Source organism: Bradyrhizobium yuanmingense (genome assembly GCF_900094575.1).
Taxonomy (GTDB): Bacteria; Pseudomonadota; Alphaproteobacteria; order Rhizobiales; family Xanthobacteraceae; genus Bradyrhizobium; species Bradyrhizobium yuanmingense.
The window spans coordinates 429,404-449,965 of sequence record NZ_FMAE01000004.1 but is presented as its reverse complement, the minus strand read 5'-3'; the positions used below and the strand labels follow the sequence as shown (position 1 = coordinate 449,965).

Annotated in this window: 19 protein-coding genes; 11 read left to right on the top strand and 8 right to left on the bottom strand. The window is 66.1% G+C overall.

From position 1 onward, the window contains the following. The first annotated feature begins 7 nt into the window (after nucleotides 1–7). The 6 genes from GA0061099_RS15635 (at nucleotide 8) to GA0061099_RS15610 (ending at nucleotide 4,484) form a co-directional block, all read left to right on the top strand. Nucleotides 8–676, top strand: coding sequence for an amino acid ABC transporter permease (locus GA0061099_RS15635; protein WP_036022701.1), 669 nt, complete (start codon nucleotides 8–10; stop codon nucleotides 674–676). Nucleotide 677: 1 nt separating this feature from the next. Further along, on the top strand, nucleotides 678–1,436 hold the full coding sequence (locus GA0061099_RS15630; protein ID WP_036000768.1) for an amino acid ABC transporter ATP-binding protein: 759 nt from the start codon (nucleotides 678–680) through the stop codon (nucleotides 1,434–1,436). Nucleotides 1,437–1,457: 21 nt separating this feature from the next. Next, nucleotides 1,458–2,252 (top strand): transporter substrate-binding domain-containing protein, encoded by a 795-nt coding sequence (locus tag GA0061099_RS15625; protein ID WP_036000770.1) that lies wholly within the window; start codon nucleotides 1,458–1,460, stop codon nucleotides 2,250–2,252. 72 nt (nucleotides 2,253–2,324) lie between these two features. Continuing rightward, nucleotides 2,325–2,771, top strand: a complete 447-nt coding sequence (rpiB, locus tag GA0061099_RS15620; RefSeq protein WP_036022692.1) for a ribose 5-phosphate isomerase B — start codon at nucleotides 2,325–2,327, stop codon at nucleotides 2,769–2,771. Nucleotides 2,772–2,783: 12 nt separating this feature from the next. Beyond that, a complete protein-coding gene (locus GA0061099_RS15615) occupies nucleotides 2,784–3,701 on the top strand; it encodes a ribokinase (protein WP_036022691.1) in 918 nt (305 codons plus the stop codon). Between the two features lie 57 nt (nucleotides 3,702–3,758). Further along, a complete protein-coding gene (locus GA0061099_RS15610; RefSeq protein ID WP_036022690.1) occupies nucleotides 3,759–4,484 on the top strand; it encodes a sulfite exporter TauE/SafE family protein in 726 nt (241 codons plus the stop codon). Nucleotides 4,485–4,496: 12 nt separating this feature from the next. Here GA0061099_RS15610 and GA0061099_RS15605 read toward each other — a convergent pair whose 3' ends face one another. Together GA0061099_RS15605 and GA0061099_RS15600 are read right to left on the bottom strand one after the other, a co-directional pair. Continuing rightward, nucleotides 4,497–6,548 (bottom strand): putative bifunctional diguanylate cyclase/phosphodiesterase, encoded by a 2,052-nt coding sequence (locus tag GA0061099_RS15605; RefSeq protein WP_420886529.1) that lies wholly within the window; start codon nucleotides 6,546–6,548, stop codon nucleotides 4,497–4,499. Nucleotides 6,549–6,565: 17 nt separating this feature from the next. Beyond that, on the bottom strand, nucleotides 6,566–7,678 hold the full coding sequence (locus GA0061099_RS15600) for an ABC transporter substrate-binding protein (protein ID WP_036022684.1): 1,113 nt from the start codon (nucleotides 7,676–7,678) through the stop codon (nucleotides 6,566–6,568). 226 nt (nucleotides 7,679–7,904) lie between these two features. Here GA0061099_RS15600 and radA point away from each other — a divergent pair, with 226 nt between their 5' ends. From radA to GA0061099_RS15575, 5 genes are all read left to right on the top strand, one after another. Beyond that, entirely contained in the window at nucleotides 7,905–9,350 is a 1,446-nt protein-coding gene (gene radA, locus GA0061099_RS15595) for a DNA repair protein RadA (protein WP_036022683.1), read from the top strand. Nucleotides 9,351–9,517: 167 nt separating this feature from the next. Next, nucleotides 9,518–10,147 (top strand): CvpA family protein, encoded by a 630-nt coding sequence (locus tag GA0061099_RS15590; protein ID WP_036000794.1) that lies wholly within the window; start codon nucleotides 9,518–9,520, stop codon nucleotides 10,145–10,147. Nucleotides 10,148–10,176: 29 nt separating this feature from the next. Further along, nucleotides 10,177–11,700, top strand: a complete 1,524-nt coding sequence (purF, locus tag GA0061099_RS15585) for an amidophosphoribosyltransferase (RefSeq protein ID WP_036000798.1) — start codon at nucleotides 10,177–10,179, stop codon at nucleotides 11,698–11,700. A gap of 143 nt (nucleotides 11,701–11,843) precedes the next feature. Continuing rightward, a complete protein-coding gene (locus GA0061099_RS15580; RefSeq protein ID WP_036022682.1) occupies nucleotides 11,844–12,584 on the top strand; it encodes an SDR family NAD(P)-dependent oxidoreductase in 741 nt (246 codons plus the stop codon). A 275-nt stretch (nucleotides 12,585–12,859) separates the two neighbouring features. Continuing rightward, nucleotides 12,860–14,083, top strand: coding sequence for an ABC transporter substrate-binding protein (locus GA0061099_RS15575; protein ID WP_036000868.1), 1,224 nt, complete (start codon nucleotides 12,860–12,862; stop codon nucleotides 14,081–14,083). A 139-nt stretch (nucleotides 14,084–14,222) separates the two neighbouring features. Here GA0061099_RS15575 and GA0061099_RS15570 read toward each other — a convergent pair whose 3' ends face one another. From GA0061099_RS15570 to GA0061099_RS15545, 6 genes are all read right to left on the bottom strand, one after another. Continuing rightward, on the bottom strand, nucleotides 14,223–15,479 hold the full coding sequence (locus GA0061099_RS15570) for a TCR/Tet family MFS transporter (RefSeq protein ID WP_036022680.1): 1,257 nt from the start codon (nucleotides 15,477–15,479) through the stop codon (nucleotides 14,223–14,225). Then, nucleotides 15,476–16,858 (bottom strand): ribosome biogenesis GTPase Der, encoded by a 1,383-nt coding sequence (gene der, locus GA0061099_RS15565; protein WP_036022679.1) that lies wholly within the window; start codon nucleotides 16,856–16,858, stop codon nucleotides 15,476–15,478. Before der ends, GA0061099_RS15570 begins: the two co-directional genes overlap by 4 nt. A 50-nt stretch (nucleotides 16,859–16,908) precedes the next feature. Next, nucleotides 16,909–17,445: a hypothetical protein gene (locus tag GA0061099_RS15560; protein WP_036022676.1), complete on the bottom strand. Its 537-nt coding sequence runs from the start codon at nucleotides 17,443–17,445 to the stop codon at nucleotides 16,909–16,911. A 31-nt stretch (nucleotides 17,446–17,476) separates the two neighbouring features. Next, nucleotides 17,477–18,130: a tetratricopeptide repeat protein gene (locus GA0061099_RS15555; protein ID WP_036022675.1), complete on the bottom strand. Its 654-nt coding sequence runs from the start codon at nucleotides 18,128–18,130 to the stop codon at nucleotides 17,477–17,479. 165 nt (nucleotides 18,131–18,295) lie between these two features. Next, entirely contained in the window at nucleotides 18,296–19,888 is a 1,593-nt protein-coding gene (locus GA0061099_RS15550) for a class I adenylate-forming enzyme family protein (RefSeq protein ID WP_036022673.1), read from the bottom strand. Between the two features lie 72 nt (nucleotides 19,889–19,960). Next, a complete protein-coding gene (locus GA0061099_RS15545; RefSeq protein WP_036022669.1) occupies nucleotides 19,961–20,545 on the bottom strand; it encodes an NnrU family protein in 585 nt (194 codons plus the stop codon). Nucleotides 20,546–20,562 lie beyond the last annotated feature (17 nt).

Here is a 20,562-nt window from a genome sequence, read left to right as displayed (position 1 = left end):
GATGACCATGGGCGGACATCTCAACATCAATCACCTGATGTTCCTCGGCCAGGGCGCGCTGTGGACCATCGGTCTGTCGCTGATCGCGCTGATCGGCGGCGGCATCGTCGGCTTCGTGATCGCACTGGCGCGCATCTCGCCGCTGAAATCGGTGCGGCTCGCCAGTGCGATCTATGTCCAGTTGATCCAGGGCACGCCGCTGCTCGTCATCCTGTTCCTCGGCTATTTCGGTATTGCCGCGATCGGCCTGAAGGTCTCGCCGCTGGTCGCGGCCGGTGCCTCGCTGACGCTCTACGTCGCGGCCTATCTCGGCGAGATCTGGCGCGGCTGCATCCAGTCTGTGCCGAAGCCGCAATGGGAAGCCGCCGAAGGCCTGGCGCTGAGCCGCACCCAGCGCATGGTCAAGGTGATCCTGCCGCAGGCGATCCGCATCGCGACGCCGCCGACCGTCGGCTTCATGGTGCAGATCATCAAGAACACCTCGCTCGCGTCCGTGGTCGGCTTCGTCGAGCTGATGCGCTCAGGCCAGATCGTCAACAACTCGCTGTTCGAACCGTTCGCCATCTACGCCATCATCGCCGTCACCTACTTCGCCATGTGCTATCCCCTGTCGCTGTTCAGCCAGAGGCTGGAACGGCGGATGGGACGTGGCAGGTCCAACCTCGCGCCAGCCTGACATGCAGCAAAACGCCCCCTCCTCCGAACCGATCGTGTCGCTCCACAACGTGCAGAAGAGCTTTGGCGCGCTCCGCGTGCTCGACGGCGTCTCCTTTGCCGTTGCACGTGGCGAGGTGCTCGCCCTGATCGGCCGCTCCGGCTCCGGCAAGAGCACGGCGCTGCGCTGCATCGACCGCTTCGAGAAGGTCGACGGCGGCCAGATCGTGGTCTGCGGGCATCGCGTCGACCGTCCCGACGTGAACTTGCGTGCGCTACGCCAGGACGTCGGCATCGTGTTCCAGAGCTACAATCTGTTTCCGCACCTCACCATCGAGCAGAACATCACGCTCGCGCCCTGCGCGGTGAAGGGCATGGCGACGTCGCAGGCCAAGGATCTCGCACGAAAAGTTCTGGCGCAGGTCGGGCTGGATGAAAAGCTGCACGCCTATCCCGAGCAGCTCTCGGGCGGCCAGCAGCAGCGCGCCGCAATCGCCCGCTCGCTCGCCATGCAGCCGAAGGTGATGCTGTTCGACGAGGTCACCTCCGCGCTCGATCCCGAACTCACCGGCGAAGTGCTGAAGGTGATCGAACAGCTCGCGGCTGACGGCATGACCATGGTGATGGTTACCCACGAAATGGGCTTCGCCAAGGGCATCGCCGACCGGATCGTGTTCATGCATCGAGGCAAGGTCCACGAGACCGGACCTGCCTCGATCCTGACGTCGCCGACCACGCCCGAACTCACGCAATTCGTGGGGACGGGGAACCTAAAATCATAACAGGGAGAGGAGAACCAAGGGATGACCAACAGAATGGTGCTGGGGACTGCCGCCGCGTTGTGCGGCCTCATCATGATGGCGGCAACGCCCGCGTCGGCCGATCTGCTCGACGACATCATGAAGGCGAAGAAGATCCGCATATCGACCGACCTCGCCATCCCGCCCTCGGGCATGATGGATTCCACCATGAAGCCGACGGGCTCCGATGTCGAAGTGGCGCAGATGCTCGCCAAGGATTGGGGCCTCGAGCTGGAATTCATCCAGACCACCGGTGCGACCCGCATCCCGAACGTCCTGACCGGCAAGGCCGACATCATCATCTCGACCCTGTCGGTGACGGCCGAGCGTGCCAAGGTGATCGACTTCACCAAGCGCTATGCGACGCTGCAATCCGACGTCGGCTGCCTGAAATCGTCGACCGTGAAGGACTGGCCGGACCTGAAGGACAAGTCGATCGGCGTCTCGCGCGGCACCACGCAGGACACAACCTTGTCCAACATGAAGGACAAGGACCTCAAGATCGCACGCTATGACGACGATGCCACCATGGTGACGGCGGCGGTGTCGGGCCAGGTCGACTGCGTCGGCTCGTCCGCGACAATCATCAACCAGATCGGCGTGAAGAATCCCTCGCGCGTGTTCGAGTCCCGGATTCCGCTGGCGACCTTCGACCTCGCGATCGGCCTGAAGAAGGGTGAGCAGCCGCTGATGGACAAGCTCAACGCCTGGATCACCGACAACGTCAAGAACGGCAAGCTCAACGCCATCTACAAGAAATTCCACGGCGTCGATCTGCCGGCGGACATGCGCAGCTGAACCACGGGGAAAGACATCGTGACAGCCGCGCGCGGCTGTCACGATCAATGCAAAGATCAAGAAGGACAAAGAATGCGTCTCGTCATCGGATCCGACCACGCCGGCTGGCCGCTCAAACAGACCGTCATCGACCACATCCGCAAGCTCGGCCACGAGGTCATCGACGTCGGCTCCTATGACGACAAGCCGGTGGATTTCCCCGACATCGCCCGCGCCGTGGCGGCGAAGGTGACGTCGGGCGAAGCCGCGCGCGGCATCATGGTGTGCGGCACCGGCGTTGGCGCCTCGATCGCCGCCAACAAGATGAAGGGCATCCGCGCCGCGGTCTGCCACGACGTCCACTCCGCGCATCAGAGCGTCGAGCATGACGACGTCAACGTCATGTGCATCGGCGCGCAGATCGTCGGCGCCTGGCTCGCTGTCGATCTCGTGTCGTCGTACCTGTCCGCCGAATTCTCCACCGACGAGGATTTCCGCCGCCGCGTCGAGAAGCTGCGCGTCATGGACGAGGAAGGCTGAGGGCTCTCCGCCATGATCCTGGTGTTCGGATCGCTAAACATCGATCTGGTCGCGCAGGTCCCGGTGATTCCAGGTCCCGGCCGAACGGTGCTGGCGCCGTCCTACCGGACGCATTTCGGCGGCAAGGGTGCCAATCAGGCCGTTGCCGCCGCGCGGATCGCCGGGCCTGGACGCGTGAGCATGGCTGGCCGCGTCGGCCGGGACGGATTTGGCGACAGCGCGATCGAGAACCTCAGAGCCAACGGCGTCGACGCCGACCGCGTCATCAGAGCCGACGAGCCGACCGGCTGCGCTTTCATCACCGTCGATCAGGCCGGCGAGAACGCAATCACGGTGGCGAGCGGCGCCAACATGACGGCGCGTGCCGGCGATCTTGCGAGCGAGCTGTTCAATTTGGGCACCGTACTAGTGCTTCAGATGGAGGTGCCCTTTGCGCACGCGCTGGAAGCTGCCCGAAGAACCGCCGCGGCCTCCGGCACCGTCATCTGGAACCTTGCACCCGTTCCGGAGCAGATGACGCGTGAGATGGTCACCGAGCTTCTCGCCGTTACCGACTATCTCCTCGTCAACGAGCACGAGGCGCGCGACGCCGCCACCGCCATCGGCCTGGCGTCCGCCGACTACGAAGCCGCAAGCGCCGGACTCGCGAAGTCCGGCAACCTCACCTGCATTGTCACCGCCGGCGCACAAGGCGCGCTCGCCGTGACGGCGGAAGGCACCCGCCTGCGGGCGCCCGCCCAGCGCATCACGCCGGTGGACACGACCGGCGCCGGCGACACCTTCGTCGGCGCCTTTGCGGCGATGATCAGCGAAGGCGTGTCGCTGCAACGCGCGCTCGAAGTGAGTTGCGAAGCGGCGGCTTTGAAATGCCTCAAGGCCGGCGCCCAGACCGGCATGCCCATGCGCAGCGCGATGGGCTCCCTCGCGTAGGACTGATCGCCCGCATCGCTGCCCGCGGCTAAACTCTCCCGATTCCTGGAGGCTGTTTTGGCCTTTCTCTTCGTCCTCGCCGTCGGCCTCGTCGCCGGCACCATCTCCGGCATCGTCGGCACCGGCTCGTCGATCATGCTGATGCCGGTGCTGGTCTATGCCTATGGGCCGAAGGAGGCCGTGCCGATCATGGCGGTGGCCTCCGTCATGGCGAATTTTTCGCGGATCCTGGCCTGGTGGCGCGAGGTCGATTGGCGGGCCTGCGCGGCCTATTCGGTCACGGGCATCCCGGCGGCGGCGCTCGGCGCGCGGACGCTGCTGGCACTGCCCTCGCATGCCGTCGATCTCACCATCGGCCTCTTCCTGATCGCGATGGTGCCGGTGCGGCACTTTCTGGCGCGGCACGAGCTCAAGGCCAATCTCTGGCATCTCGCCATCGGCGGCGCGCTGATCGGCTATCTCACCGGCATCGTGGTCTCGACCGGGCCGCTCAGCGTGCCCTTGTTCTTGTTCTATGGCCTGTCCAAGGGCGCGTTCCTCGCCACCGAAGCGGCCTCCTCGCTGGGGCTCTATTTCGCGAAGTCGGTGACTTTCGGGCGTTTCGGCGCCCTGACCGGGCAGGTCTTCATCAAGGGTCTGATCGCGGGCGCCTCACTGATGTCGGGCGCCTTCATCGCCAAACGCTTCGTGCTGCATCTGAGGCCGGAAACCTTCCGCCTGCTGATGGACGCGATCATGATCGCAGCGGGGCTCTCGATGCTCTGGACCGCAACGCAGCCGTGACCCAGCCGCAACTCAGACGGCGAATTCGGAGGTGATCGATGGGCTGTCAGAGACGACGCGGCTCGCCACGGCCGGCTGCCCGTCGAGCCATTGCAGCACGGCCTCGAGTGGCTGCGGCCGCTGATAGAGGAACCCCTGCCCGAGCCGCACTCCGATCTCGCGCATGGCCTCCGCCTGCTCGGCGCGCTCGATGCCTTCGGCGACCAATGTCAGTCCCAGCGTGGCGGCGAGCGAGGCGATGACGCCGACAATGGCCTTGTCCTCGGCGCTGTCGGGGATCTCGCTGATGAACGCCTTGTCGATCTTCACCTTGTCGAGCGGAAACCGGCGCAGATGGGCGAGCGAAGAGTAGCCCGTGCCGAAATCGTCGAGCGCGATCGTGGCTCCCAGGCGCCGCAGGCGATGCAGCGTTTCGGAGGCGCTGGCGATGTTGTTGATCAGCGACCCTTCCGTGATCTCGAGCTCGAGCATCGATGCCGCGACACCGAAGCGCGCACAGGTCGCGCGCAGCTCGGCGGCGAGCGAGTGGTCGGCAAGCTCGGACGGCGGCAGATTGATCGCGATCCGCAGCTGCGGCCTGCCCGCAGCGGCCAATTGCTGCAAGGCCCGGCAGGCATCGGTCAGCACGTAGCGGGTCAGCCGCGCATTGTTCCCGCTGCGCTCGATCAGCGGCAGGAATTCGCCGGGGCCGATCACGCCGTGCTCGGGATGGCGCCAGCGGATCAGCGCTTCCAGACCGACGACCTCGTGGCTATCGAGATCGACCTGGCTCTGGTACCAGACCTCGAATTGGCCCTCGGCGAAGCCGGTGGGAATTGCGAGCTCGAGATCCCTGCGGCGGCGATAGTCGCGCTGAAGCGCTTCGTCCAGCACGGCGACCGTGCCGGGCGCCTTGCTCTTGGCGTGATAGAGCGCGATGTCGGCGAGCGTCGGCAGATGCGACAGTTCCGGATCGTCGGCGTGGCGCACGGCAAGGCCGATGCTGGCGCGCGGCACCACCTGCTTGTCATGGAGGCGGATCGGCTCGGAAATGGCATCGAGCACGCGTTGAGCGAATGCGTGCGCGGCCCGCTCGTCGCTCACCTCGGGGCGAATGACGACGAACTCGTCGCCGCCGAGCCTTGCGACCCAGTCCTCGGCTTCGACCGCGCGACGAAGGCGCTGCGAAATCTGGACCAGGAACGCATCGCCGGCCTCGTGACCGAAGGTGTCGTTGATGCCCTTGAAGTCGTCGAGATCGATGAAGCAGAACGCGACCAGCGTATCCGGCGCGCCTCCATTCTGGCTCGTCACGGCGAGGCGCTCGGTCAGGGAGCGCCGGTTCGGCAGCCCGGTGAGCGGATCGTGCGTCGCCATGTGCCCGAGCCGGTCCAGCGCGCCGGACGTCGTGTGCTGCATGGCGTTGAAAGCGCGCGCGAGCTGCCCGAATTCGTTCGAGGACGTGACATCGGCCGGATAGGCCCGGCCGTCCTGCTTGCTGCGCTGGATCGCCGACATCATGGCCGCGAGCGGCCGGCCGATGAAGATGTTGGCGGAGATGCGCATGGCGATCAGGGTCGCGAACGTTGCCAGCAGCCCGACGACGAGCATCAGCAGCAGGCGGCTGCCCGCATCCGCGTACAGCGTCGCACGCGAATAGGCGATGGCGATGCGGCCGGCCTGAACGGCCATATTGCCGTTGCTGTAGTGTATCGGGTGCGAGACTTCGGCGACCGACTGGCCTTGGGGGCGCGCGACCACGCGGGCGATCGCAGCGCCGGTATCGTCATAGACGGCCGCCGCCGCAATGGTCTCGTCGTGCATGATCTCGTTGAGCACGCCCGTGACCTGGTCGTAGCGCATCTTCCAGAGCGGCTCGGCGATCAGCTCGGCCCGGCTCTCGGCGACGCGGGCCATGCGGGCGTCGAGTTGCCTGAGCTGCGACCAGAAGCTCGATGCCTCGACGCCGGCGGAGGCGAGCAATTGCACCAGCAGCAGAACGGGCACGGTGGCCCAGATCATCGCGTGGACGACCGAGCGCAAGCGCGGCGGCGCTGCCTGCTCGTTGCGATCCGGCTCGGTCATCGCCTCATCCTTGCGCATCAGTCGGCAACGCCTTCGGCGACCGGCAGCGACGAGATGAGCGCATCGAGGGAAAAGTCATATTGACCGCAGCGCCAGGCCTTCGCCCGGAACCGCGCGAAGTCGATCCGGTCGAACGCACGGGTCTTGATGAGGTCGGCGACCGAAGCGAGATTGTCGCGCGTGATCGCCGACGTCTTGACCTCGACGCGGGGCGAGACGGCAGCAAAATCGCAGCCATCGGCATAATCGCGCAGGAGAACGACGGACCAGCCGCCGAGCAGGAAATGCCCGCCATCGGTCAGGAGCATGCGGCCCGCCTTGATCTCGCGCAGCGCATCCTCCGACCAGTTGAGGCCGACCACCTGGATGTTCTCGCCGGGCACGAGGCCGGCGGCGATCGTCGCGCGCAGCGCGCCGAGCGCCATCGGATCGTTTCCGGCCCAGATCCCGGCGGGCCGGATCTGCTTGCGCGCGGCCCAGCTCAGGTAATTTGCCGTGACCCGCTCGGCCTCGGACTTCGTCCAGTTGGCGAACAGCATGCGGTCCACCACGACGTCGGACGCAGCATCCACCGCGAGCGTGAGGCCGGCGTTGCGGGCGATCGAGGCGGGCGTGGTCTCGTCGCCACCGATGCCGAGAATGTGGATCTTGCCGTCCGCGCTCTGCCATTTCTCGGCACGCGCCGCCGTGATCAGCGCATTGGCCATCCGCGCGCCCGCGGTCTGAAGATCGGTCGTGATGTCGCCGAGCCAGGTCTTGAGCTTTTGCCTGGGCGGTCCAAGGCGCACCGCGTCCTCGCCGATCAGCGTGTTCGAAAGCAGCAGCGTCTTGACGCCCGCGGCTTCGGCCGCCTCCAGGATGGGAACGGCGGCGGATTCCTCGTTCGACAGGATGAGGAAGTCGGGCTTGTCGGGACGGACCACCACGCCGAAGCCGAGCTCCTGCATGGTGCGGTGGTTCCGCTCGCTGGTCAGCACCTCGACATGGGCATCGAGCTTGCGGCCGGCGGCCTGCATGGTCTGCGCGACCATGTCCCAATAAACCTCGCCGGACTTGCCGGGATTGACGAAGACGATGTTGAGGGGCCTGGCGATGCTACCGCCAACGGACCCGAAGACGCCGCAGGCCATGCCCGCCGCGAGCAATATTCGCAGGAATCTCGTCAATTTCGCCGCCCCCATTGGTTCCGAGATTGGACCCACGTCCGCTAAGAATTGGCAAAATCGCACCGGGCACAGCGGCGCAGGGCTAACGAAAGGTATATCTCCCGTGCCGAATTGAGATATTCGAAGCGCCGGCGATCGGCCTGCCAATCCGTGCTATCAGCACATCTGAAACCCGCGACTCGCGCTCCCCATGGCCAAATCCACACTGTCCTTCGTCTGCCAGAACTGCGGCGCGGCCTATAACCGCTGGCAGGGCAAGTGCGAGTCCTGCGGCGAGTGGAATACGCTGGCGGAAGAAGACACCAGCGGAAGCGTGCCGGTGTCGATCCGCTCCAAGCGCAAGGGAAGAACCTTCGCGCTGGAGAGTCTCGCCGGAAAGAGCCCGGATGCGCCGCGCCTGTCCTCGGGGATGACCGAGCTCGACCGCGTCACCGGCGGCGGCTTCGTGCGCGGCTCGGTGCTGCTGGTCGGCGGCGATCCCGGCATCGGCAAGTCGACGCTGCTGACGCAAGCGACCAGCCTGCTCGCGCGCGCCGGCCACCGCGTCGTCTACATCTCCGGCGAAGAGGCGGTCGCCCAGGTGCGCCTGCGCGCCGAGCGGCTCGGGCTGTCGGACGCGCCGGTGCAGCTCGCGGCCGAGACCTCGGTCGAGGACATCGTCTCGACGCTGTCGGAGGGCGCGGTGCCCCGGCTGATCGTGATCGACTCGATCCAGACCATGTGGACCGACACGGTGGAATCCGCACCCGGCACGGTGACGCAGGTGCGCGCCTCGGCGCAGGCGCTGATCCGCTTCGCCAAAAAGACCGGGGCCGCCATCATCCTGGTCGGCCACGTCACCAAGGACGGCCAGATCGCCGGCCCCCGCGTGGTCGAGCACATGGTCGATGCGGTGATGTCGTTCGAGGGCGAAGGCTCGCAGCAATTCCGCATCCTGCGCGCGGTGAAGAACCGCTTCGGACCGACCGACGAGATCGGCGTGTTCGAGATGACGGGCCTCGGCCTGCGCGAGGTCACCAACCCGTCCGAGCTGTTCCTGTCGGAGCGCGACCTCGGCACGCCCGGTACCGCGGTCTTTGCCGGCATCGAGGGCACGAGGCCCGTGCTGGTCGAATTGCAGGCACTGGTGGCCCCGACCTCGCTCGGCACCCCGCGCCGGGCCGTGGTTGGCTGGGATCCGAGCCGGCTCTCAATGGTGCTGGCGGTGCTGGAGGCCCATTGCGGGGTCAAGCTGTCCGGCCACGACGTCTATCTGAACGTTGCCGGCGGCCTTCGCATCCACGAGCCCGCGGCCGACCTCGCCGCCGCCGCGGCCCTGGTGTCGTCGCTGGTTAATGCGCAGTTACCCACCGATGCCGTCTATTTCGGCGAAATCTCGCTGTCGGGCGTGGTGCGCCCGGTGGCGCAGACCCCGGCCCGGCTCAAGGAAGCGGCAAAGCTCGGCTTCCAGCGCGCCGTGCTGCCCGAATCGGCACGGGGCGATGCGGGCGGCGATGCCGGACTGTCCCTGAACGCGGTGAACAGCCTGACGACATTGGTGGCCGAGATCGCAGCGCGGGGCTCCCGCCGGGGCGAATCCGGTGCACAGCCAGAGAAAAATGCCACACCGGCCAGATTCCGCCGCGGAGAGGGTTAGGTGGAGGTGACGCCGGAGGCCTCCGCCGCTATACAGCCGTCACAAAAGCAGCATGGGATTGCGTGGTTGCGGCCTTGCCGGGAACGCCGTCCGCCCTTCTTTTAGGGCAGCGGCCAAGCACCGATTCGCTAGAGCACCTTTGAAGTACGAGCGGACCAGACCAGCCGATGCCAGTAACCATCCTCGACCTGATCCTGCTCGGTGTGATGCTGATCTCGGGCCTGCTCGCGATGGTTCGCGGCTTCATGCGCGAAATCCTGTCGATCGCGGCCTGGGGTGCCGCGGCGATCGTGACGCTGTATTCGTTCTCGAAGCTGCTGCCGACCGCCAAGACCTATTTCAACAACGACACGGTGGCGAGCGTCGTCGTCGTGGCCGGCGTGTTCATCGGCACCCTGGTCGTGGTCTCCGTCATCACGGTCCGGATCTCCGACATGATCCTGGATTCGCGGATCGGCGCGCTGGATCGGACCCTCGGCTTCCTGTTTGGGCTGGCTCGCGGGCTTTTGATCGTCGTGGTCGCGTTCCTGTTCTTCACCTGGCTGGTGCCGGACAAGCAGCGCCCCGACTGGGTCAGCGGGGCCAAGTCCCGCGTCGTGCTGCAGGGAACCGGCGATTGGCTGATGGCCCTCTTGCCTGACGACCCCGAGAACACCATCTTGAAGAGATTCAAGAAAAACAAACCAGATGATGATCAAGCTGAATCCGAGCAGCAGCCTTCGGGCAGTGGCGACGGGTACAGTAAGTCGGCTCGTGACGGCATGAAAAAGCTGATCGAGAAACCTGCGGCGCGTTGATAGGGCCCCAAAAGAGAGGCGAGAACGAGATGCGACACCCTGACCAGGACGCCCTGCTTGATCTCGATCCAAACGCCGGTCCAGGCCCGGCGGCGCTTGAGCTTCAGGACGATCTGGAAGGCGATACGCTGCGCGAGGAATGCGGCGTCTTCGGCATCTACGGCCACCCTGATGCGGCCGCCATCACCGCGCTCGGCCTTCACGCCCTCCAGCACCGCGGCCAGGAGGCCGCCGGCATCGTCTCCTACGACGGCAGCCGCTTCCACTCCGAACGCCGCCTCGGCCTCGTCGGCGACACCTTCTCCCGCCGCGAGGTGATCGACCGCCTGCCCGGCAATGTCGCGGTCGGCCATGTCCGCTACGCCACGACCGGCGCGACCATCCTGCGCAACGTGCAGCCGCTGTTCGCCGAGCTCAATGCCGGCGGTCTCGCGGTCGCTCACAACGGCAACCTCTCCAACGGCCTGACGTTGCGCCGCGAGCTCGTCAAGAACGGCGCCATGATGCAATCGACCTCCGACACCGAGGTGATCCTGCACCTGGTGGCGCGCTCCAAGCGCGTCCGCTTCATCGAGCGCTACATCGACGCGCTGCGCGAGATCGAGGGCGCCTATGCGCTGGTCTCGCTGACCAACAAGAAGCTGGTCGGCGCGCGCGATCCGCGCGGCATCCGCCCGCTGGTGCTCGGCGAACTCGACGGCTGTCCGATCCTGACCTCGGAGACTTGCGCCCTCGACATCATCGGCGCCCGCTTCGTGCGCGACATCGAGCCCGGCGAAGTCATCGTGTTCGACGAGAACGGCCAGGACATCCACAAGCCGTTCCCGCCGATGGCACCGCGCCCCTGCATCTTCGAATACATCTACTTCTCGCGGCCGGATTCCATCGTGCACGGCCGCTCGGTCTACGAGGTGCGCAAGAATTTCGGCGCGCAGCTGGCGCGTGAGAGCCACGTTCCGGTCGACGTCGTGGTGCCGGTGCCGGATTCCGGCGTGCCGGCCGCGGTCGGGTACAGCCAGTATTCCGGCGTGCCGTTCGAGCTCGGCATCATCCGTAACCATTATGTCGGCCGCACCTTCATCCAGCCGACGCAGGCGATCCGCGAATCCGGCGTGCGCATGAAGCATTCGGCCAACCGCGCCGCGATCGAAGGCAAGCGCATCATCCTGATCGACGACTCGCTGGTGCGCGGCACCACCTCCAAGAAGATCGTGCGCATGATGCGCGATGCCGGTGCCAAGGAAGTGCACTTCCGCCTCGCTTCGCCCCCGATCCTCTATCCCGATTATTACGGCATCGACCTGCCCGACCGCGGCGGCCTGCTGGCGGCGACACATACGCTGGAGGAGATGCGCGAGCTCATTGGCGCTGACTCGCTCGCCTTCCTGTCGATCGACGGCATGTACCGCGCCATGGGCGAGCCAGGCCGCGACCCCGCCAATCCGAAGTTTGCGGATCACTGCTTCACCGGCGTCTATCCGACCCACCTCACCGACCAGACCCAGACCGAGCCGCAGCCGCGGCAATTGTCGCTGCTGGCGGAGGCGAGCTGACGCAAGGGCGCGCCGATGCAGCTGAGCTCGGGAAACGAACCAACAGCGACAATATTCAATCGGGCGGCGGTAGCTAAAGCTTGAGGGCCAAATTCCGTCGTGGCTGGGCTTGTCCCGGCCGTCCACGGCTGTAAAACCCCGCCATGACAAAGCCCCTCGCTGACCGTATCGCTCTCGTCACCGGCGCCTCGCGCGGCATCGGTTTCGCCACGGCAATCGCACTGGCGAAAGCCGGCGCGCATATTGTGGCCACCGCACGCACGCAAGGAGGGCTGGAAGAGCTCGACGACGAGATCCGCAAAGACGGCGGCAGCGCCACCCTGGTGCCGCTCAACCTCACCGATTCCGACGGCATCGCGCGTCTCGGCGCCGGCCTGCACGAGCGCTACGGCAAGCTCGACATCCTCGTCGGCAATGCCGGCGTGCTCGGCCCCTCCTCGCCGATCGGCCATATCGAGCTGAAGACCTTCAACGACGTGATGGCGGTGAACGTCTCCGCGAACTTCCAGCTGATCCGCTGCATGGAACCGCTGCTCAGGCAATCCGATGCCGGCCGCGCCGTGTTCATCACCTCGGGTGCCGCCAACAAGGCCACCGCTTATGTCAGCCCCTACGCGGCCTCCAAGGCCGCACTGGAGACGCTGGCGCGTGCCTGGGCGCAGGAAACCGCAAACACGAAGCTGCGCGTCAATCTGTTCAATCCGGGCCCGGTGCGCACCCGCATGCGCGCCACCCTGATGCCCGGCGAGGATCCGGCGACGCTCGACACGCCCGAGCAGGTCGCAGAATACATCGTGCCGCTGTGCGCGCCCGACTGGACTGAGACCGGCAAATTCTACGATTACAAGACCCGCACCCTGATGAGCTTCCGCGCGCCGGCCTGATGGCCCTCCGAGGCCTTGGACGTCATGCCGGCGGTAATGTCCGTACCGCCGAGTTCGATACCGGAAAGCACATTTAGAATTTCAAGCCGACATCGAACGCGCTGAAATAGCGTCTCAACGCATTTTGCCCAAAAGTTAACCGATGGATGACGCTACGACGCAGCGTCATCCGGCTTTAGGTGCATTGCCGTCGGCCATGGGACACGGTAGAGCGTCAATTGGAACAAGGCTCCCGAAGAGAGCCGTCCGCATATTTGACAATGGAGGAAGCCTTTATGACGATGCCCGCACGCCGCGCCGCGGCTCTTCTGGCCTGTGCCGCTTTCGGCTTTGCCACATCCGCCTTCGCGCAAGACAAGACCATCAAGATCGGCGTGCTCAACGACATGTCGAGCCTCTATGCCGACATCGGCGGCCCGAACTCGGTGGCGGCAGTGAAGATGGCGGTCGAGGATTCCGGCCTGAAGGCCAAGGGCTGGACCATCGAGGTGCTCTCCGGCGATCACCAGAACAAGCCCGACATCGGCGTCAACATCGCCCGGCAATGGATCGACGCCGACAAGGTCGACGCCATCGCCGACACGCCGAGCTCCGGCGTCGCGCTCGCGGTGAGCAACCTCGTCAAGGAAAAGAATGCGGTGCTGCTCAATTCGGGTGCGGCCACCGCCGACCTCACCGGCAAGGCCTGCACGCCCAACACCGTGTCCTTCACCTACGACACCTACATGCTCGCCAACGGCACCGGCAAGGCGCTGACCAAGGCGGGCGGCGACAGCTGGTTCTTCCTAACCGCGGATTATGCCTTCGGCCATGCGCTGGAGCGTGATACCGGCGCGGTCGTCACGGCGACCGGTGGCAAGGTGCTCGGCGGCGTCAAGCACCCGCTGAACACGGCGGACTTCTCCTCGTTCCTGCTCCAGGCGCAGTCCTCCAAGGCCAAGATCATCGGCCTTGCCAATGCGGGCGGCGACACCACCAACGCGATCAAGCAGGCCGCCGAGTTCGGCATCGTCCAGGGCGGCCAGAAGCTCGCGGCGCTGCTGCTGTTCATCAACGACGTGCACTCGCTCGGCCTGAAGACCGCGCAGGGCCTGACCTTCACCGAGTCGTTCTACTGGGACCTCAACGACCAGACCCGCGAATGGTCGAAGCGTTTCCAGAAGGTCTCGCCCAAGGGCTCGATGCCCTCGATGACGGTTGCGGGCCTCTACGCCGAGATCCTGCATTACCTGAAGGCGATGGAAGCGCTCGGCAGCAATCCGCGTGACGGCGCCAAGGTCGTCGCCAAGATGAAGGAGCTACCGACCGACGATCCGCTGTTCGGCAAGGGCCCGCTGCGCCAGGACGGCCGCCGCCTCATCCCCGCCTATCTGTTCGAGGTGAAGAAGCCCGAGGAGTCGAAGGGGCCGTGGGACTATTACAAGCTGGTCGCCACCATCGCGCCGGAAGATGCGGCCAAGCCGCTCAAGGACAGCGACTGCCCGCTGGTGAAGAAGTAGGATCGTAGGGTGGGTTAGCATGCGGCTGCGCAAAGCGCAGTCCGCTTGCGTAACCCACCTCTTCCGCCTCCGCGGAAATGAAAGAGGTGGGTTACGCCTCGCGGTTTGCGCTTCGCGCGAACCGCGAGGCTAACCCACCCTACGAGACTGTCCTGGTCGCACCCAGCGACCGCACCGCGATCGCCACGCACACCACCATCAGCACCGCGGCGAGCAGGAACGGTGCGCCGGGCAGATGCAACGGCGCGCTGGCGCCGATGAAATAGGAAAATGTCAGCGTGAACAGGAACGGGCCGACGAGCTGCGACACGCTCTGCACGCTCGCGGTTGCGCCCTGCAGCTGGCCCTGCTGATCCGGCGCGACGAGCCGCGTCATCAGCGCTTGCGAGGCGGCGCCGGAGATGCCCCACAGCGCCAGAATGGGAATCCCGAGCCACGATAGCGGTCCGGTCGGCGCAGCGCCGAGGACCACCAATCCGACCGCGCCGCAGCAGAGGCCGAGCAGGAGCGCGTTGCGCTCGCCGAGCGCATGCACGATGGGGCCGATCGCAAAGCCCTGCACCACCATGGCGCAGATGCCGACCATGGCGAGCGTCAAGCCCACCGTCTTGGCATCCCAGCCGTAGCGATAGGTCGCGTAGAGCACGAAGGTCGAGGGCAGCACGACGTGGGCGACCTGCGCGATGAAGTTGACGATCGACAACGCGGCAAGCAGCGCGTCGGACCGCAGCAGATGCAGCGCTCCGAGCGGACTGGCGCTGCGCCAGCGCAGCGGCGCGCGCTTGTCGGGCGCAAGCGACTCCGGCAGCACGAACAGGCCATAGAGCGCGTTGGCGAAGCTCAGGGCCGCCGCGGCCCAGAACGGCAGGCGCGGATCGATATCGCCGAGCAGGCCGCCGAGCGCTGGCCCCAAGATGAAGCCGGCGCCGAAGGCCGCGCCGATCCGGCCGAAGACCGCCGCACGCCGTTCCGACGGCGTGATGTCGGCGATATAGGCGAAGGCGGTCGAGATGCTCGCCGAGGTGATGCCGGAGATCACGCGGCCGATGAACAGCCACACAAGCGACGGCGCCAGCGCCATCAAGACGTAATCGGCTGCGAGCCCGAAATTCGACAGCAGCACCACCGGCCGGCGTCCGAAACGATCGGACAGCGCACCAAGCACCGGCGAGAACACGAACTGCATCAAGGCCCAGGCGGTGCCGAACAGGCCGAAGATGCGCGCGGCATGTGCGGTGTCGTTGTCGACGAAGCTTTCGATCAGCTTCGGCAGGACCGGCATGATCACGCCGAGCGCGACCATGTCGAGCAGGATGGTGACGAAGATGAAGGCGACCGCGCCGCGGCGGGCCGGCGCTGCGTCCTGCACCACCGCCTCGCCGGCACCGTCGCTCACGATGGCCGCTTGCGCTTGTGCGCGAAGGGATTGGCCTTCTCGCGCAGCGTGATGCGCACCGGCGTGCCCGGCAGCTCGAAGGTCTCGCGCATGGAATTGGTGAGATAGCGCAAGTAGGATTGCGGCACGGCGTCCGCGCGCGAGCAGAACAGCACGAAGCTCGGCGGCCGGGCCTTGGTCTGCGTGATGTAGTTCAGCTTCAGCCTGCGGCCGGAGACCGCCGGCGGCGGGTTGGCCTGGATCGCCTGCTCGAACCAGCGATTGAGCGCCGAGGTCGGCACGCGCCTGTTCCAGATCGCATAGGCGTCCTGGATCGCCTGCATCAGGCGATCGATGCCCTCGCCCATCAAGCCCGAGACGGCGACGATGGGCACACCCTTGAGCTGCGGCAGCCAATGATCGGCATCGCGGCGCAGGCCGGAGATCGCGCCGCCGCCCTTGGTCTCCATCAGATCCCATTTGTTGACGGCGAGCACGACCGCCCGTCCCTCGCGCTCGATCAGGTCGGCGATGCGCAGGTCCTGCTCCTCGAAGCGGTTCTGCGAATCCATCATCAGCACGACCACTTCGGCAAAGCGCACCGCGCGCAGTGCGTCCGCGACCGAGAGCTTTTCCAGCTTCTCCTCGATGCGCGAGCGCCGGCGCAGGCCCGCGGTGTCGAAGACGCGGAAATCGCGGCCCTTCCAGTTGATCTCGACTGCGATGGAATCGCGCGTGGTGCCGGCCTCGGGGCTGGTCAGCAGGCGCTCCTCGCCGAGCAGATGGTTGATCAGCGTCGACTTGCCGGCATTGGGCCGGCCGACGATCGCGACCCGGATCGGGCGCGTCGCGGCCTCTTCCTCCGAGATCGGCGCGTCGTCCTCATCGTCATCTTCCTCGACGGGTTCGGGCATTAGCTTCGCGAGCGCATCGTAGAGCTCGCCCATGCCCTCGCCGTGCTCGGCCGAGATCTGGATGGGATCGCCGAGGCCGAGCGCAAACGCTTCCATCGCGCCGGCATCGCCGTGCTTGCCCTCACTCTTGTTGGCGATGAGCAGCACCGGCTTGTCGGCCTTGCGGGCGAAATCGGCGAAGGCGCGATCGGTCGGCGTCAGGCCGATGCGGGCGTCGATGACAAAGAACAGCGCGTCGGCCTGCGCGATCGCGGTCTCGGTCTGCTCCTGCATGCGCGCGGTCAGCGAGCCCTTTGCGCCCTCGTCGAGGCCGGCGGTATCGATGATGGTGAAGCGGAGATCGCCGAGCCTGGCCTCGCCTTCGCGGCGGTCGCGGGTGACGCCGGGCAGGTCATCGACCAGCGCGAGCTTCTGCCCAACAAGGCGGTTGAACAGCGTCGACTTGCCGACATTGGGCCGGCCGATGATGGCGATCGTGAAGGACATCGGTCATTCGTGCGCTGCCGGGGCTGCGCCTGTCAATGCAATGGGAAATATCAGCGCGAGAAGCTGCCGCTCGGCAGCGGTGCCGGGAAGGCGCTCTGCGATTGCTGCTGCGGGGGCTTGGTCGGCTGCGCCTGCTGGGCCGGCTGATCTGGCGGCGGCGCGGTGGTGCGCCTGCGGACGATCTTGTGCTTGGGCGGCGGAGCGGACGTCGCCGGCGCTGCCTCCGGCTGCGCCTCGCCGTCGACCTCGCCGACGGGTGCTTCGGCCGGCGCGGCGGACTGCTTGGTATTCTTTGCCTTGGCCCCCTTTGCCGGCTTGGCCGGCTCCGGCTCCGCAGGCAGGGCCGCGACGGCAGGTGCGTTCGGGTCGGGCTGCTGCTGCTGTGCGCCTTTGTAGAGATCCCTCGGCACGCCCTGCTCGAGCCCCGGCACACCCTCGGGGAAGACCGGCTTGCGGTCGCCCGGCAGCTTCTTCTTGGTGTCGAGGAAGTCGAGCAGATCGCTCGGATCGAAGCTGGAGCAGCCGCCCAGGACGCCGGTGAAGGCGATCAGGACGGCGGCTGCGATCAAGCGTGGCGTGCGGCGCATCTTGGTGTCTCGTTACGTCAGAGAACCGTCGTCAGCTTTTGGCGACGGGCGGCAACAAAGCCTGGAGCGCCTCGGCGCGAGAGCGCAGGCCGGGCGGCGTTTCGCCGTCTCCGTCAATCGCCTCGAGCCATTTGCGGGCTGCAGTCATGTCGTTGTTACGCCAGGCCGACAGCGCCAGCATCTCCCGGGCGGTGTGGCGGAAGGTCGATTTCGGCGCGGCGGAAGCTTCCAGCCGCTGCTGGATGTCGGCATAGCCAGCGCTGTCGAGCAGGAGCCCCGCGGCGCGGATCTTGGCCAGATCCTGCCACTCGCCGCCAATGCTGCGGTCGGCGGCGATGTCGTCATACATCTTCGCGGCCGCCTTGGGATCGCGGCTCGCGGCCTCGGCCGCAGCACGCAGCCGCGCCAGGGTGCGATAGCCGGACGGCGCCTTGGCGGCGAGCTCGGTGAAGGCTTTCTCGGCGTCCTCGTGCTTGCCCTGCTCGGACAGCTCGGCGGCCTTCTCGAAAGCGGCGCCGGCCGCGGCGGCCTTCTGGGCCTCCAGGTACCTATAACCCTGCCAGCCACCGGCGCCGGCGACGATCAGCACCATCAGCGCGATGAAGTAGATCGAATACTTGTCCCACAGCTTCTTGAACTGTTCGCGACGTACTTCCTCGTTGACTTCGTCAAATAATTCAGACACTTATGCCAATCCCATGCCCGTCCGGGTGCGCGCGCCAAAGCGTTCGCGTCAGGAATCCCGTCCCCGTGTGGCGGCGAGGTAGCCTAACGATATGGCGGTGGCAAGGCAAAGCGAGCCCGATCAAGGCGTTAACCACCCGGGACATCCCGGATGCCCCTGCCCGGCTCAAGCTCCCAGCAGCTCCCGCAGCTGGCGCTTCAGCACCTTGCCGTTGGCGTTGCGCGGCAGCGGGTCTGCCGTGATCGCCATGGTTTCGGGAACCTTGTAGTCGGACAGGCGCTCGGCGCACCAGGCGCGCAGGTCCGTATCGGTTACCGGCTGTCGCGTCACCACCACGGCGTGGACGCGCTCGCCCAGCACCGGGCAAGGCCTGGCAATGATCGCGCTCTCGACCACGGCGGGATGGCCGGCCAGCACGGATTCGACCTCGGCCGAATAGATCTTCAGGCCGCCGCGATTGATCATGTCCTTCTGCCGGTCGAACACGCGAACGAAGCCTTCCGCATCGACCGAGCCGAGATCACCTGAATGCCAGAATCCGCCCGTAAAGCTTTCGGCGGTGGCCTTCGGGTTATTCCAGTAGCCCTTGATCACGGAGGCGCTCTGGATCCAGAGCTCGCCGATCTCGCCGGGAGGCAGCTCGCGCCCGTCCGGGCCCATCACAGCGATACGCGCGCCGGGACACGGCAGGCCGACGCTGTCGATATGGCGCTCGGTCAGCTCGCCCGGCATGATGGTCGAGGGCGAGGTCGTCTCGGTCGCGCCGTAGCAGTTCATCAGCTTCAGGCCCGGAATCTTCGCCTTGAGCTTCTCGATGGTGGCGACCGGCATCGGCGCGCCGCCGAAACCGCCGATGCGCCAGCTCGAGAGATCATAGCCATCGAAATCGGGCTGGAGCAGGCAGAGATTGTACATCGCCGGCACCATCACCGTGTAGGTGACGCGCTCGCGCGAGGCGAGCTTGAGGTAATCGGCGGCCTTGAACTCGGGCATGATGATCAGCGTCCCGCCGCAGCGGATCATCGTCGTGATGTTGGCGACGACTCCGGTGACATGGCCGAGCGGCACAGCTGCGATCGAGCGATCGGCTTCCGTCAATTGCAGGCAGGATACGAACACCATCGAGGAATGGACGATGTTGCAATGGGCCAGCATCGCGCCCTTCGGCTTGCCCGTGGTGCCGGAGGTGTAGAGGATCATCGCGGTGTCCTCTTCGCTCACCTCGATCGGTGCCGATGCCGGAGCGTTTTCGGCGAGCGAAGAGAAGCTCGACCGCGCGGCATCGTCATCGATGGCAATGCGACGGATCACATCGGGCACGTCCTTTGCGTCGGGCAGTCGCTCGGCGATCGAGGCCTCGTGGATCAGGATCTTCGCGCCGCAATCGGCGAGCACATAGGCGATCTCCGGCTTCTGCTGGCGCGTGCTGAGCAGCACGGTCACCAGCCCCTCATGTGCCGCGGCAAACAGCAGCAGCGGAAACTCGATGCGGTTGCCGAGCAGGATGGCGACGCGATCGCCACGCTGCAATCCGAGCTTACGCAATCCCGCAGCGATCCGTGCCGCCTGCTCCGCTGCCTGCCGCCAGCTCAGACGGACATTGCCGCAGATCAAGGCTTCGCCATCGGCATTGCGGCCGCGCGCCTCCGCGATCATCGCCCAGAGGCTCGATGGCCGATCGCAAAATGCCGGCACCACCCGCTCGCCAAAACGCGACTCGAGCCGCATCGGCGGGATCTGAGATTGCGACCAGTCCATGGGATGCCCTCGGCTTGTTGCTCTCGTTATCTTCCCCGCACGGTCAGGCGAGCCCCGTCTTGCGCCGATCGGCTAGACCCCGATCACGGGCACACCGATCACCACCGGATGGAAGGCGAAGGCCAGGGCCAGATAGGCGACCACGCCCACCGCGACCGCGATCAGATCGTTGGTGGGGCCGCCGACCGGAATCGGCGGGGCACCGGCGTCGGTGCGAGCTTTCAGCGAGATGCGGTCATAGACCGCCCAGGCGAGGAACGAGCCGAACAGGACGATGGAGCCGAGATCGCCATTGGCGAGCAGATGCGCCGCCGCCCACAGCTTGATGCCGGCCAGCATCGGATGCTTCAACGTCGCATAGATGCGGCCACGCATGTAGGACGCCACCACGAGGATGACTGCAGGCAGCATCAAGGCCAACGCGATGTGCTTCATCGCCTTCGGCGGATACCAGACGTCGATCCAGCCGGAGCTGCGGTAGTGGGCATAGCCCCAGATGATCAGCGCCAGCCCCGCGAGTGAGACCGCCGAATAGAGGAGCTTGTAAGTCCCCTCGCCCAGCCTCGCGATCGCCTGCGCGCGGGCCTTCCGTCTGGTTGTGAAAATATGGGATGCAAAAAACAGCACCAGCCCCAGGATCATGACCAGCAGACCCACGACATCCTCCCCGCAAA